The organism is Streptomyces alboflavus, assembly GCF_000716675.1.
GTDB classification, from domain to species: domain Bacteria; phylum Actinomycetota; class Actinomycetes; order Streptomycetales; family Streptomycetaceae; genus Streptomyces; species Streptomyces alboflavus.
Genome location: NZ_JNXT01000109.1, coordinates 1 through 14,065, shown reverse-complemented (window position 1 = coordinate 14,065; position 14,065 = coordinate 1). Strand labels below are relative to the sequence as shown.

General features: G+C 73.2%; 10 protein-coding genes. 8 read left to right on the top strand and 2 right to left on the bottom strand.

Annotation, left to right across the window (positions count from 1 at the left end; translation table 11 throughout):
• The first annotated feature begins 371 nt into the window (after positions 1–371).
• The 4 genes from OO63_RS40315 (at position 372) to OO63_RS46225 (ending at position 5,811) form a co-directional block, all read left to right on the top strand.
• Complete coding sequence (locus tag OO63_RS40315) at positions 372–1,196, top strand: purine-nucleoside phosphorylase (RefSeq protein ID WP_030363584.1); 825 nt, start codon at positions 372–374, stop codon at positions 1,194–1,196.
• 133 nt (positions 1,197–1,329) lie between these two features.
• Positions 1,330–2,997: a phospho-sugar mutase gene (locus OO63_RS40310; RefSeq protein WP_030363583.1), complete on the top strand. Its 1,668-nt coding sequence runs from the start codon at positions 1,330–1,332 to the stop codon at positions 2,995–2,997.
• 166 nt (positions 2,998–3,163) lie between these two features.
• Positions 3,164–4,372, top strand: coding sequence for a glycosyltransferase family protein (locus tag OO63_RS40305; protein ID WP_030363582.1), 1,209 nt, complete (start codon positions 3,164–3,166; stop codon positions 4,370–4,372).
• Positions 4,373–4,551: 179 nt separating this feature from the next.
• Positions 4,552–5,811 carry a beta propeller repeat protein gene (locus OO63_RS46225; protein WP_169786668.1) on the top strand — a complete coding sequence of 420 codons (1,260 nt, stop codon included), beginning with the start codon at positions 4,552–4,554 and terminating at the stop codon, positions 5,809–5,811.
• 120 nt (positions 5,812–5,931) lie between these two features.
• Here the strand turns inward: OO63_RS46225 and OO63_RS40295 are convergent, their stop codons facing one another.
• On the bottom strand, positions 5,932–6,507 hold the full coding sequence (locus OO63_RS40295) for a PH domain-containing protein (RefSeq protein ID WP_051811765.1): 576 nt from the start codon (positions 6,505–6,507) through the stop codon (positions 5,932–5,934).
• Between the two features lie 756 nt (positions 6,508–7,263).
• Between OO63_RS40295 and OO63_RS40290 the strand changes: the two genes are divergently transcribed.
• From OO63_RS40290 to OO63_RS40275, 4 genes are all read left to right on the top strand, one after another.
• A complete protein-coding gene (locus OO63_RS40290) occupies positions 7,264–9,597 on the top strand; it encodes a glycosyl hydrolase family 18 protein (protein ID WP_051811761.1) in 2,334 nt (777 codons plus the stop codon).
• 301 nt (positions 9,598–9,898) lie between these two features.
• Entirely contained in the window at positions 9,899–10,882 is a 984-nt protein-coding gene (deoC, locus tag OO63_RS40285) for a deoxyribose-phosphate aldolase (RefSeq protein ID WP_030363578.1), read from the top strand.
• Between the two features lie 6 nt (positions 10,883–10,888).
• Entirely contained in the window at positions 10,889–12,349 is a 1,461-nt protein-coding gene (locus OO63_RS40280) for an aldehyde dehydrogenase family protein (RefSeq protein WP_030363577.1), read from the top strand.
• Positions 12,342–13,241 (top strand): aldehyde dehydrogenase family protein, encoded by a 900-nt coding sequence (locus OO63_RS40275; protein ID WP_030363576.1) that lies wholly within the window; start codon positions 12,342–12,344, stop codon positions 13,239–13,241. The genes OO63_RS40280 and OO63_RS40275 overlap by 8 nt, the downstream gene beginning before the upstream one ends.
• 127 nt (positions 13,242–13,368) lie before the next feature.
• Here the strand turns inward: OO63_RS40275 and OO63_RS40270 are convergent, their stop codons facing one another.
• Positions 13,369–13,815 carry a hypothetical protein gene (locus tag OO63_RS40270; RefSeq protein WP_030363575.1) on the bottom strand — a complete coding sequence of 149 codons (447 nt, stop codon included), beginning with the start codon at positions 13,813–13,815 and terminating at the stop codon, positions 13,369–13,371.
• Positions 13,816–14,065 lie beyond the last annotated feature (250 nt).

Below are 14,065 nucleotides of genomic sequence, written 5' to 3'. Positions count from 1 at the left end.
TCCTCAAACTCCCCCAAGCTCTTAAGGAGCAGGGGGGACCCCCACGACAGGCTTTCTCCCACCCGCCCGCCCCCGCCATTGCTTCGGCCAGGGCGGGCCGCACCGCCTGCCCGGCGTAATTTCAGCCCGTCCGGCGTTTGAGGACGAGGCCGCAGGCCGATCGGCGGAGGCTGTCCCACCCGCACGGGACGTCGGCGCGAGGCTGGGGTCCAGGGGGCGCAGCGCCCCGGTTTCGGGAAGGGGTGGGACTGGGGCGCCCTGCGAAGGACAGCGCCCCGCCCCCCCTTTGTCGGAAACGACAAGGCAACGATCCGGATCCCGTGGGCATCGTCATCTACGCGCGTAGGGCGTAACCGGCTACCCTCGTCGGCGTGAACGCTTCAGTTATTCCGGACGACATCCAGGGCGACCCCTACGCCGCCGCCGACGCCGCCGCCGCCCGCCTGCGCGAGCTGACAGGCGCCGAGACCCACGACGTAGCCCTCGTGATGGGCTCCGGCTGGGCCCCGGCCGTGGAGGCGCTCGGCGCCCCCGAGGCCGAGTTCCCGGTCACCGAGCTGCCGGGCTTCCCGCCGCCGGCCGTCGCGGGCCACGGCGGCCGGATCCGCTCCTTCAAGATCGGTGAGAAGCGCGCCCTGGTCTTCCTGGGCCGCACGCACTACTACGAGGGCCGAGGCGTCGCCGCCGTCGCGCACGGCGTACGCACCGCCGTGGCGGCCGGCTGCAAGACGATCGTGCTGACGAACGGCTGCGGCGGCCTCCGCGAGGGCATGCGCCCGGGCCAGCCCGTCCTGATCAGCGACCACCTGAACCTGACGGCGACGTCCCCGATCGTCGGCGCGAACTTCGTGGACCTGACCGACCTGTACTCGCCGCGCCTGCGCGCGCTGTGCAAGGAGATCGACCCGAGCCTGGAAGAGGGCGTGTACGCCCAGTTCCCCGGCCCGCACTACGAGACCCCGGCCGAGATCCGCATGGCCCGCACGATCGGCGCGGACCTGGTCGGCATGTCGACGGTCCTCGAGGCCATCGCCGCGCGTGAGGCGGGCGCCGAGGTGCTCGGCATCTCCCTGGTGACGAACCTCGCCGCAGGCATGACGGGCGAGCCGCTGAACCACGAAGAGGTCCTGCAGGCGGGCCGCGACTCCGCCACGCGGATGGGCGAGCTGCTCGGGCAGGTCCTGGGCCGCATCTGACCCACGCGCCCCACCCGACCCACCTGATCCACCCGATCCACCTGCCCCCGTCCGGCCGCGCGGCGGGTACCGACGCGCGCCGGGCGGGAAAGCCGGAAGAGCAAGACCCCCGTCACGGAGAGGCCGACCAGACGTGCAGGACCACGGAGAACTCATCGCCCGCGCCCAGGCCTGGCTGGCCGAGGACCCGGACCCGGAGACCCGCGAGGAGCTGGCGAAGCTCGTCGACGCGGCGCCGGGCAGCCCGGCCGTCCTGGACGAGCTGGCCGCGCGGTTCGCGGGCACGCTGCAGTTCGGCACCGCGGGGCTGCGCGGCGAGCTGGGCGCGGGCCCTCTGCGGATGAACCGTTCCGTGGTCATCCGCGCGGCGGCGGGCCTGGCCGCGTACCTGAAGGGCAAGGGCCACACCGACGGCCTCGTGGTGATCGGCTACGACGCGCGCTACAAGTCGGCGGACTTCGCCAGGGACACGGCCGCCGTGATGACCGGCGCGGGCCTGCGCGCCGCCGTCCTGCCGCGCCCCCTGCCGACCCCGGTCCTCGCCTTCGCCATACGGCACCTGGGCGCGGTCGCGGGCGTGGAGGTCACCGCCAGCCACAACCCGCCGCGCGACAACGGCTACAAGGTCTATCTGGGCGACGGCTCGCAGATCGTGCCGCCCGCCGACGGCGAGATCGCCGCCGAGATCGCGGCCGTGCGCAGCCTGCACGACGTACCGCGTCCGGAGGGCGGCTGGCAGACCCTCGGCGAGGACGTCCTGGAGGCCTATCTGGCGCGTACGGACGCGGTCCTGGCCCAGGGCTCCCCGCGGACCGCCACGACCGTCTACACGGCCATGCACGGCGTCGGCAAGGACACGCTCCTCGCGGCGTTCGCGCGGGCCGGTTTCCCCGCGCCGGTGCTCGTCGCGGAGCAGGCGGAGCCCGACCCGGACTTCCCGACGGTCGCCTTCCCGAACCCGGAGGAGCCGGGCGCGATGGACCTGGCGTTCGCCACGGCCCGCGAGGCCCGCCCCGACCTGGTGATCGCCAACGACCCGGACGCGGACCGCTGCGCGGTGGCCGTCCCGGTGGGCGACGGCGACTGGCGGATGCTGCGCGGCGACGAGGTCGGCGCGCTGCTCGCCGCGCACCTGGTCCGCAGGGGTGTCGCCGCGGACGGGCCGCGCACCTTCGCAGAGTCGATCGTGTCGTCGTCGCTGCTCGGCCGCATCGCCGAGAAGGCGGGCCTCGGCTACGAGGAGACGCTGACGGGCTTCAAGTGGATCGCCCGCGTCGACGGCCTGCGGTACGGCTACGAGGAGGCGCTCGGCTACTGCGTCGACCCCGAGGGCGTACGCGACAAGGACGGCATCACGGCGGCGCTGCTCGTCACGGAGCTGGCCTCCGGCCTGAAGGAGGAGGGGCGCACCCTCCTGGACCTGCTCGACGACCTGGCGGTGGAGCACGGCCTGCACGCCACCGACCAGCTGTCGGTGCGGGTGGAGGACCTGTCGCTGATCGCGGCCGCGATGCGCCGCCTGCGCGAGCAGCAGCCGGAGCGCCTCGCCGGGCTCGCGGTGACCCGCGCGGAGGACCTGACCAAGGGCACGGAGACGCTGCCGCCCACGGACGGCCTCCGGTACACCCTCGACGGCGCCCGCGTCATCGTGCGCCCCAGCGGCACCGAGCCGAAGCTCAAGTGCTACCTGGAGGTCGTGGTGCCGGTGGCGGACCGCGCCGCGTTGCCCGCGGCCCACGCGAAGGCGGCGGAGCTGCTCGCGGCGCTGAAGCGGGATCTGGCGGAGGCCGCGGGGATCTGAGGGGATCCCCTGCGCGGCGGCGGTCGCGTACGGCCGTGCGGGTGGGCGCACGGCCTGCCACCCGAAGGGGTGGTTCCCGTACGGCGCCTGACGCGGCTCCCCGGTGCGCCACCGGTCCCTCGGGAAGGGTCGACCGGTAGCGCACCTTCTCGTACCGGGAGCCGCAGTGCCGTACGGACCCCCTTCCGACCTCTCGACCGCCGCGCCGTCCCGCGTCCCCGCCTCCCGCCGCCCCCGCGCCACGGCCCCGCGCGCCGCCGCGCACCGGCGTGCGGCCCGCGCGCTGCGGTACGCGGCGCCCGCGCTCCTCGCGTACGCCGCCGTCCGCGTCCTCGGCCTGCTCGTCCTCGCCGTCTGGGCCCGCCGCGAACACCGTGAGCTGTGGCATCTGCTCGCCGAGTCCTGGGACTGCGACTGGTACTTGAGGATCGCGGCGCACGGGTACGCGGACACGCTCGGGCACGCTTTCGACACCAACAACCTGGCGTTCTTCCCGCTGTTCCCGCTCCTGATCCGGGCGGGCGACGCGCTGCTCCCGGCCCCGCGCGGCGCCGTCGGGCTCGCGCTCGCCGTCGGCTGCTCCTTCCTCGCGGCGTGGGGGATCTTCAAGGTCGGCGACCGGCTGCACGGGCGTCGCGCGGGCGTGCTCCTGGTGACCCTGTGGGCCTGTCTGCCGGTCGCGCTCGTGCAGTGGATGGGCTACACGGAGTCGCTGTTCACAGCGCTCGCCGCCTGGTCGCTGTACGCGGTGCTCACCGGCCGCTGGGTGTGGGCGGGCGCCCTCGCCGCCCTCGCGGGCCTCACACGCCCCACCGGCATCGCCGTCGCCGCCGCCGTGTCCGTCACCGCGCTGCTCGCGCTGCGCCGCCGCTTCGACGCCCGCGCCCTGACCGGCGCGCTGCTCGCGCCGCTCGGCTGGCTCGCGTACGTCGGCTGGGTGGGAGCGCGCCTCGGCCGCTGGGACGGCTACTTCGCGGTGCAGAAGCTGTGGCACAACGAGTGGGACGGCGGCGTCGGCACCCTGCGCTGGATGAAGCAGCTGTTCCTGGTGGAGCGCCCGCAGCTGTTCCTGGTGATGGTGACGCTCGTCCTGCTCGGCGCGCTCGTGCTGTACGTCCTGTCGGTGGCCGGGCGCGAACAGCCCCTGCCGCTCCTGGTGTTCACAGGCCTGCTGGTCGCGATCGTGCTCGGCTCCAGCGGCGTCTACTTCCCGCGCGCCCGCTTCCTGCTGCCCGGCTTCCCGCTGCTCCTGCCGGTGGCCCTCGCGCTCGCCCGGGCGCGGAAGCGGGTGACGCTCGCGGTGCTCTCGACGGCGGCGCTGACGTCGGCGGCGTTCGGCGGGCACATGTTGTTGGTGTGGTTGGGGCCGCCGTGATCTGGGGGGGTCTGCGGGGCGTGAGGTGCGGGTGGTCGAGGGGGTTGGTGTGGGGATCGGCGCGGGGAATCGGTGCGGGAATCGGTGCGGCAAATTGAGGGGCCTGGGTTGGGAACCTCGGGGCGGTGGGCGGTGTATCAGGGGTAGTTGCTGATTCGTCGTGGAGTGGGGGGCGTCGCATGAAGGGGCGTGGGCTTCGGGGAGTGGTGGCCCTGGTGGGGGTCTGGGTGCTGGTGGCGTGTGGGGGCGGGGAGGGCGGCGGGGGTGGTGGGGGCTCGGGGTCCGGCGGGGGCGCGGGGTCCGGCGGCGGCCGGGGCGCGGAGAGGGTGGCGGAGGGCCCGGCCCAGGCGCCGTGGATCCCGCCGTCCCGGATCCCGCCGCCACGGATCCCGCCGCCCCGGATCCCGTCGGCGCCGGACCTGCCCGGCTCGCCGTTCGGCATCGGTTTCGCGGCGGACGGCTCCGGCTTCGCGCTGCTCGCCGAGTGCTCGGAGCGGCGGTGCCGCCAGCGCGTGGCGGTGCTCGACGGGGGTGCGAAGGCATGGCGCCTGCGTGGTTCGCCGCTGCGGGATGTGACGGGTGACCGGGGCGTCTCGGCGGACGTGACGGTGCTCGGGCCAGGGCGGGCGCTGATAGTCGAGGGCTCGGAGCGGGCGGACACTCCGGGGCGCACGTGGTTCACGGGCGACGGCGGCCGGACGTGGCGGCGCGGGACGACGGAGGCGGCGGGTGTGGCGGCGGCCGTGGCGCGGGGCGGTGTCCTCGTCCCGGAGTGCCTGGAGCGCGACAGGTCCGACCCGAACGACTGTGTGCGGGAGCGGCTGCTCGCCGTGTCGCCGAGGACGGGCGGGCATCACGTCCTGGCCCACCAGCCGCCGCTGCGGAGCCCGTTGCGGCAGGCCGGTGACCTGCGCGGGGCGGGCCTGTTCGTCTCCGGCACGGATCCGCGCACTGGCCTGCCCGCGCTGGCCAGGAGCACGGACCGGGGCCGCACGTGGCAGCGCCCGCGCCTGCCGGGTGTCGGCGCCGAGGACGCGGTGTTCCGGGTGGTCGCGGGCCGGGGCGGGCTGTATGCCACCCAGCACGGACCGGTGTCACCGCCCGCGAAGAACGGCCTGGTCACGATCCACGTCAGCAAGGACGAGGGCCTGACGTGGACGCGGATCTGGCGGCACCGGAAGGGCGTCGAGCCCCGCACGCTCATGGGGGATCTGCTGGTGGCCGACGATTCCAGCCTGACGGTGCACGGCGAGGACGGCGGGTGGCGCAGCACGGACGGCGCACGGACGTTCGTCCGGACCACGGCAAGGGCGCCGTCGGGCTCGGTGGTCCGCACACCGGTGGGCTGGCTGCGGCGGGACAGCTTCGGCGGGAGCGGGTTCCGGATATCGGCGGACGGGGTGCGCTGGACGGGGTTCCGGCTGGGGCGCGGGAACTGACGGTCCGAGGCCCTCGGACCGTCAGTCCAGGGCGAGCGGCATCACGAGGACCGATCGGCCCAGGGCGAGCGGCACCACGAGCACCGGTCAGCCCACGGTGAGCAGCACCGCCAGGACCCGTCAGCCCACGGCGAGCAGCACCGCGAGCAGCACCGCTCCGGCGGCGCTCGGCGCCAGGATCTCGTACGCCCAGTGCGCGACCGGCTCGCCCTGCGCGGACTCGGCGCCCTCGCGCCGCTCGGCGATCTCCCGCAGGTCGTCCATGGACTGGTCGCCGGAGTCGCGGGCGTGGGGCTGTGCCGTGCCCCGGGCGCCGGGCCGGACCCGGCTCGCGACCGGGTCGTCCGCGGCGACCTGCTGGGCGTGCCGCCGTGCGGCCTTCTTGCGACCGCGCAGCGAGACGGGGATGGCCCACAGCTGGAACTTGGTGCCGTCCTGGGTGAAGACCTCGTTCGAGTATCCGGAGCGCAGCCCGGAGATCGCGCCCCAGGGCAGCGTGATGGTGCGGAACGGATTGCGGATGCGCAGCCGGTCCTCGTTGGCGTAGACGGCGGGCCGCAGGGTGTAGGCGATGACGAGGGGCACCGCGAAGAGGAGCCCGGCGAGGGCGATCCACGGGGTGCGTCCCTCGCCCCGGACCAGCGCGTCGACACCGAGCCAGGTGCCGATCGCGAGCAGCAGGACGCCTCCGGCGATGGCTCCGTGGGACCGGTAGACGCGGTCCTTGTAGGCCGGGTCGGTCTGGTCGGCCTGGCCGGGCCGGTCGGCCGTGGCGGCCGGGGTGCCGGCGGCGACCGGCTTCGGGCGGGCTGCCGCGTTCGCCCGGGCGGCGCCCGCCGGAGCGGCCACGTTCGCCGGGGCGGCGGGCTCCTCCGCAGGGGCCGACTTGCCCGGGGCAGCGGGCTTTTCCGGGGTGGCGGGCCCCTCCGAAGCCGCGGGCTCCACCGCCGGGGCCGACTTGGCCCGGGCGGCGGGCTCCTCCGGGGCAGCGGGCCCCTCCGAGGTGGCCGACCCGCCCGAGGAAGCGGCCTTCTCCGGGGTGGCCGACGTCTCCGGTTCAGTCGGCTTGCCCGGGGCGGCCGACGCCTCCGGGGCGGCCGACGCCTCCGGGGCGGCGTCCGCCTCCGGGGCAGCCGACCCCGCCGGGGCGGCCTTCGCTTCCGGTTCGGCCGGGCTCGCCGGGGTCGCCGGGTCCTGCTCCGCCGGAGTGGGCTGCGGGTCGCTCGTCATGGGCCTGATTCTGCCTGACGCGATGCCGTCGGCCGCGCGCGGCGGGGGTATGGGGATTGGTCCAGACCTAGTACGGTCGAGGGTTGTCATGTACGCCGACAATCCGGCGGCAAGGCACCGCAGATCCGCCGCCGAACCGGCGGAGCCCCAACGCACCGGCGCCACCCGAACCCCCCGAGGAGCCACCCGCACGCCACACCCCGAACACCCCCGAGGAGAGCCATGACCCCCACGGAAAGAGGATCCAGGAGAACGACAGGAGTCTTACAAAGAGCGACCGAGGCCACGCGCGGCCGCACCGCCGCCCTGCTCGTCGCCCTGCTGCTCCCCCTGTCCCTGCTCACCGCCCTGACGGCGACCCCCGCGCACGCGGCTGGCACGCTCACCGCGACCTTCACGACGGAGGGCAGCGGCTCGTCCTGGCAGGGCAAGTACGTCGTCCGCAACAGCGGCACCGCCCCGTCGACGGCCTGGACGCTGGAGTTCGACCTGCCGCCGGGCGTCACCGTCAGCGGCCACACCCACGGCGAGGCGACCGTCTCGGGCAGCCACGTCACCGTGAAGAACGCGTACTACAACGGCCGGGTCCCGGCGGGCGGCTCGACCGAGCCGTACAGCTACACGTTCACGGGACGGGGCCCGGTCGGGACGCCGACGGGCTGCACGATCAACGGCGACAAGTGCGACGGCACGCCGGACAAGCCCCCGACGGCCCCCGGCGCCCCGACGGTCACCACCGCCACGTCCCGCACGATCTCCCTGACCTGGCCTCCGGCCGGGGCGGGCGACTACCCGGTCACGAAGTACGAGGTCCTGAGCGGGACCACCGTGGTGGCGACCTCGGCGACGAACAGCGCGACGGTCACCGACCTGACCCCGGCCACGCGCTACAGCTTCACCGTCCGCGCCAAGGACCGGCGCGACAACACCAGCCCCGAGAGCCCCGCGGTCACCGCGACGACCGTCGACCCGGCGACCGACCCGACCCCGCCGACCGCGCCGGGCAAACTGCGCGCCACCGGCAAGACACAGGTCTCGGCGGCCCTGGCCTGGGAGAAGTCGACGGACAACGTGGCCGTGGCCGCGTACGACATCTACCGCGGCAGCACGCTGGCGAAGACGGTCCCGGCCTCGGCGACCACCGCGACCGTCGAGGGCCTGACCCCCGCGACCGCCTACACGTTCACGGTGAAGGCGCGTGACACGGCCGACAACGCCTCGCCCGCGTCGAATGCCGTGAGCGTCACCACGGACGACGCGGCGGGCCCCGGCAACCACCTCAAGGTCGGCTACTTCGCGCAGTGGGGCATCTACGGCCGCCAGCACTTCGTGAAGAACCTGGACACGTCCGGGGCGGCGGCGAAGCTCGACGTCATCAACTACGCCTTCGAGAACGTCGACCCGGTCAACCACACCTGCCTGGCCGGCGTGGTGAAGGGCGTCTCCGGCAATCCGCAGGACCCGGACGAGGGCACGGGCGCGGGCGACGCCGAGGCGGACTACGGCCGCGCCTTCTCCGCCGCGCAGTCGGTGGACGGGGTCGCGGACGACGGCTGGGGCAAGCTGCGCGGCAACTTCAACCAGCTGAAGAAGCTCAAGGCCAAGCACCCGCACCTGAAGGTCGTGGTGTCGCTGGGCGGCTGGACGTTCTCGAAGTTCTTCGCGGACGCGGCGGCGACCCCGGCCTCCCGCGCGAAGTTCGTCAAGTCCTGCGTGGACACCTGGATCAAGGGCGACCTGCCCGTCTACAACGGCGCGGGCGGCCCCGGCACCGGCGCGGGCGTCTTCGACGGCATCGACATCGACTGGGAGTGGCCGGGCTCGGAGGGCCACCCGGGCAACCACTGGGGCCCCGCCGACAAGGACAACCTCACCGCGCTGCTCGCCGAGTTCCGCAAGCAGCTCGACGCCACCGGCGGCAGCCACAAGCTCCTGACCGCGTTCACCCCGGCCGACCCGGCGAAGATCGAGGCGGGCTGGGACATCAAGAAGATCTTCGAGTACCTGGACTTCGCCAACGTCCAGGGCTACGACTTCCACGGCGCCGGCAGCGACAACTCCTGGGAGCCCAAGCGCACCGGCCACCAGGCCAACCTGCACCGCGACGCCCAGGACCCCTACCCCTTCGACTTCAGCATCGAGAAAGCCGTCCAGACCTACCTGGACGCCGGGGTCAACCCGCGCAAGCTCACCATCGGCTTCCCGTTCTACGGCCGCGGCTGGAAGGAAGTGGCCGACGGCGGCGTGAAGGGCGAATGGCAGTCGGCGAACGGCGCGGCCCCCGGCCAGTTCCCCGAGGAGGCAGGCACCAAGGGCTACCACAACCTCCTCACCACGGTCCCCAACCTCACCGTCCACCACGACGAACAGTCCATATCCACCTACGGCTACACCGGCAACAACGGCCAGTGGTGGAGCTTCGACGACCCCTGGTCCATCGGCAAGAAGACCGCGTGGATCAGATCGAAGGGCCTCCTGGGCGGCATGATCTGGGAAATGTCCGGCGACACCCCCACAGGCACCCTCATGACGGCACTGGACAACGGCTTGAAGTGACGTCCACGAGCGAATCAAGGTGACCTTCAAGCGCCGGACGGGCAAATCCAGCCCGTCCGGCGCTTGAGGACAAGGCGCGAAGCGCCGATACGGCGGAGGCCTGCCCCACCCGCCCGGGACCCCCACCCCTTTCCAGCCCGTCCGGCGTTTGAGGACGAGGCGCGGAGCGCCGACAAGCGGGGTCCAGGGGCGCAGCCCCGGTTTCGGAGAAGGGGCGGGACTGGGGCGCCCCGCGAGGGCACCCACGGACCTCGCCCCCTGTACAGGCCGCTACGCGCGTAGATATGCTCCCCTCGTGACTATGCCGACGACGCCATCACCCCCAAGGACAGCCGCGCCCGCAGGGCCGCCGCCACCCTTCGCTGACGTCACCACGTCGGCATCGACACTCCGCCGCTTCCTGCACGGCCTGCCGGGCGTGGACGCGGTCGGCCTGGAGGCCCGCGCCGCCGCGCTCGGGACGCGTTCGATCAAGACCTCGGCCAAGGCGTACGCGATCGACCTGGCCATCTCCATGATCGACCTGACGACCCTGGAGGGCGCCGACACCGCGGGCAAGGTCCGCGCGCTCGGCGCGAAGGCCGTCCACCCGGACCCGACGGACCGCACGACGCCGCGCACGGCCGCCGTCTGCGTGTACCCGGACATGGTCGCCACGGCGAAGCAGGCCGTCGCGGGCACGGACGTGAAGGTCGCCTCGGTGGCGACGGCGTTCCCGGCGGGCCGCGCGGCCCTGGACGTGAAGCTGGCGGACGTCCGCGACGCGGTGGCCGCGGGTGCCGACGAGATCGACATGGTCATCGACCGGGGCGCGTTCCTCTCCGGCGACTTCATGAAGGTGTACGAGGAGATCGTCGCCGTGAAGGAGGCCTCCGGGCAGGCCCGCCTGAAGGTGATCTTCGAGACCGGCGAACTCTCGACGTACGACAACATCCGGCGCGCGAGCTGGATCGGCATGCTCGCGGGCGCGGACTTCATCAAGACGTCGACCGGCAAGGTCGGGGTGAACGCGACCCCCGCGAACACCCTCCTGATGCTGGAGGCCGTCCGCGACTTCCGCGCGCAGACCGGCGTCCAGGTGGGCGTGAAGCCCGCCGGCGGCATCCGGACGTCCAAGGACGCGATCAAGTTCCTGGTCCTGGTCAACGAGACCGCGGGCGCGGACTGGCTGGACAACCACTGGTTCCGCTTCGGCGCGTCCAGCCTGCTCAACGACCTGTTGATGCAGCGCCAGAAGCTGGCCACCGGACGCTACTCCGGCCCTGACTACGTGACGGTGGACTGAGACCCCATGAAGAGCGAGAACAGCGCAAACGCAGCATCCGCATTCGAGTACGCACCGGCGCCCGAGTCCCGCTCGGTCGTCGACATCGCGCCCTCCTACGGCCTGTTCATCGACGGCGAGTTCACGGAGGCGGCCGACGGCAAGGTCTTCAAGTCCGTGTCCCCGTCGACCGAGGAGGTCCTCTCCGAGGTCGCGCAGGCGGGCGACGCCGATGTGGACCGCGCCGTGAAGGCGGCCCGCAAGGCCTTCGAGAAGTGGTCCGCGCTGCCGGGCGCCGAGCGTGCGAAGTACCTCTTCCGCATCGCCCGCATCATCCAGGAGCGCAGCCGCGAGCTGGCCGTCCTGGAGACCCTGGACAACGGCAAGCCGATCAAGGAGACGAGGGACGCCGACCTCCCCCTCGTAGCCGCGCACTTCTTCTACTACGCGGGCTGGGCCGACAAGCTCGACCACGCCGGCTACGGCGCGAACCCGCGCCCGCTCGGCGTCGCGGGCCAGGTCATCCCCTGGAACTTCCCGCTCCTGATGCTGGCGTGGAAGATCGCCCCGGCGCTCGCGACGGGCAACACGGTGGTCCTCAAGCCCGCCGAGACGACCCCCCTCTCGGCGCTGTTCTTCGCGGACATCTGCCGCCAGGCGGGCCTGCCCAAGGGCGTCGTCAACATCCTTCCCGGGTACGGCGACGCGGGCGCGGCCCTGACCGCGCACCCGGACGTGAACAAGGTGGCCTTCACCGGCTCCACGGCCGTCGGCAAGCAGATCGCGCGGACGGTCGCGGGCACGGACAAGAAGCTCACCCTGGAGCTGGGCGGCAAGGGCGCGAACATCGTCTTCGACGACGCGCCGATCGACCAGGCCGTCGAGGGCATCATCACGGGCATCTTCTTCAACCAGGGCCAGGTCTGCTGCGCGGGCAGCCGCCTCCTCGTACAGGAGTCGATCCAGGACGAGCTCCTGGACTCCCTCAAGCGCCGCCTGTCCACGCTCCGCCTCGGCGACCCGCTGGACAAGAACACCGACATCGGCGCGATCAACTCCGCCGAGCAGCTGGCCCGCATCACGGCGCTCGCCGAGACGGGCGAGGCGGAGGGCGCCGAGCGCTGGAGCGCGCCCTGCGAACTTCCCACGTCGGGCTACTGGTTCGCCCCGACGCTCTTCACGAACGTCACCCAGGCACACACCGTGGCCCGCGACGAGATCTTCGGCCCGGTCCTGTCCGTCCTCAGCTTCCGCACCCCGGAAGAGGCCGTGGCCAAGGCCAACAACACGCAGTACGGCCTGTCGGCGGGCATCTGGACGGAGAAGGGCTCGCGGATCCTCGCGGTCGCGAACAGGCTCCGCGCCGGGGTCGTCTGGGCCAACACGTTCAACAAGTTCGACCCGACCTCGCCCTTCGGCGGCTACAAGGAGTCGGGCTTCGGCCGCGAGGGCGGTCGCCACGGTCTGGAGGCCTACCTCGATGTCTGATGCACGTCTCAGCGTCTTCAAGACCTACAAGCTGTACGTCGGGGGCAAGTTCCCCCGTTCCGAGAGCGGCCGGGTGTACGAAGTGACCGACTCCAAGGGCAACTGGCTGGCCAACGCCCCACAGTCGTCCCGCAAGGACGCCCGTGACGCGGTCGTGGCCGCGCGCAAGGCGTTCGGCGGCTGGTCGAGCGCGACGGCGTACCTGCGCGGCCAGATCCTCTACCGCGTGGCCGAGATGCTGGAGGGCCGCCGCGAGCAGTTCGTGCGCGAGGTCGCCGACGCGGAGGGCCTGTCGAAGTCCAAGGCGGCCGCCGTCGTGGACGCGACGATCGACCGCTGGGTCTGGTACGCGGGCTGGACGGACAAGGTCGCGCAGGTCGTGGGCGGGGCGAACCCGGTCGCGGGCCCGTTCTTCAACCTCTCCACGCCCGAGCCGACCGGCGTCGTCACCGTCGTCGCGCCCCAGGAGTCCTCGTTCCTGGGCCTGGTGTCGGTGGTGGCCCCCGCGATCGCCGCGGGCAACACGGTGGTCGTCATCGCCTCCGAGAAGTCCCCGCTGCCCGCCCTCTCCCTGGGCGAGGTCCTGGCCACGTCGGACCTGCCGGGCGGCGTCGTCAACGTACTGAGCGGCAACACCAGGGAACTCGCCCTCCCGCTGGCCGCCCACCAGGACGTGAACGGCCTGGACCTGGCCGGCGCGGACGCCGACCTGGCGAAGGACCTGGAGATCGCGGCGGCGGACAACCTGAAGCGCGTACTGCGTCCACAGGCTGTGGAAACCGACGCGGACTTCACCGCCGCCCCCGGCACCCACCGCCTGACCCACTTCCTGGAGACCAAGACGGTCTGGCACCCCACAGGCTCCCTCGGCGCCTCGGGCTCGGCGTACTGAGCCCGACGCACCGGCCCGACCCATGCAGCCCTCAGCCCGCCCGCCGTCCAGGGCGGGCTGAGGGCGTTTCCGGGCACGCGCACGCCCCACGAAGCCGAGGACGCTCCGGGCCGTGCGCGGCGGGACCCTACCCGGGCAGCACCCCGACGACCGTCCCCACCACCGGCATCTCCGCCAGCGACCCGCCCTGGGTCAACGGGCCCGTGGCCATGGCCGTGGACACCGGCTTGAAGTCGGCCACCTGAGTCCCCACCGCGTTGTCGAGCGGATCGACCCCCGTCCCGGCCAGCGGATTGAGCCGCAGATTCTTCGCGGCCCCGAGCCCTCCGGCGGTGGCCCGATGCAGCCCGTCGGCGAGCGCGTTCCCGGCCGTGTCGGGGTCGACGTCCCCCACGGGCGTGGCCAGCCCCGCGGCGGGCGCCACCGCGGGCGCCGCACTGGCGACTCCGCCCCCGAGCCCCAGCGCCGCCCCCGCGACGGAGACACCGAGCCCCGCGCGCAGCAGCGCCCGGGACGCGGGGGAAGTCTTCGACGCCGCGTGCCGCGCCGAGTCACGTGCAGGGTTTCGAGCCATGGGGACCGCCTCTACGGAACATACGTAAGCAATCGAGCGTGCACGAAGAGTAGTTGAACCGGCCCTCGCATATCAAAGACCCCCCGGACCCCCACCACCCCGAAAACCCCGCCCCCACCCCCGCCTCCCCCTGGAGAGCTACGCCCCAAAACCGCCCCTGAGCGGGACGCGCACCCCCCCCGCGGTCGCATAGCGTCACAACCCCGGGCCCCCCCGGCCCCCCCCCCCCCCCGCCCGAAGACCCCCCCCG

What these genes read in the sequence shown, in the direction of transcription:
- deoC (WP_030363578.1), top strand. Translation starts at nt 9,899, where the DNA reads ATGCCGACGACGCCATCACCCCCAAGGACAGCCGCGCCCGCAGGGCCG.
- OO63_RS40290 (WP_051811761.1), top strand. Translation starts at nt 7,264, where the DNA reads ATGACCCCCACGGAAAGAGGATCCAGGAGAACGACAGGAGTCTTACAA.
- OO63_RS46225 (WP_169786668.1), top strand. Translation starts at nt 4,552, where the DNA reads ATGAAGGGGCGTGGGCTTCGGGGAGTGGTGGCCCTGGTGGGGGTCTGG.
- OO63_RS40280 (WP_030363577.1), top strand. Translation starts at nt 10,889, where the DNA reads ATGAAGAGCGAGAACAGCGCAAACGCAGCATCCGCATTCGAGTACGCA.
- OO63_RS40275 (WP_030363576.1), top strand. Translation starts at nt 12,342, where the DNA reads ATGTCTGATGCACGTCTCAGCGTCTTCAAGACCTACAAGCTGTACGTC.
- OO63_RS40270 (WP_030363575.1), bottom strand. Translation starts at nt 13,815, where the DNA reads ATGGCTCGAAACCCTGCACGTGACTCGGCGCGGCACGCGGCGTCGAAG.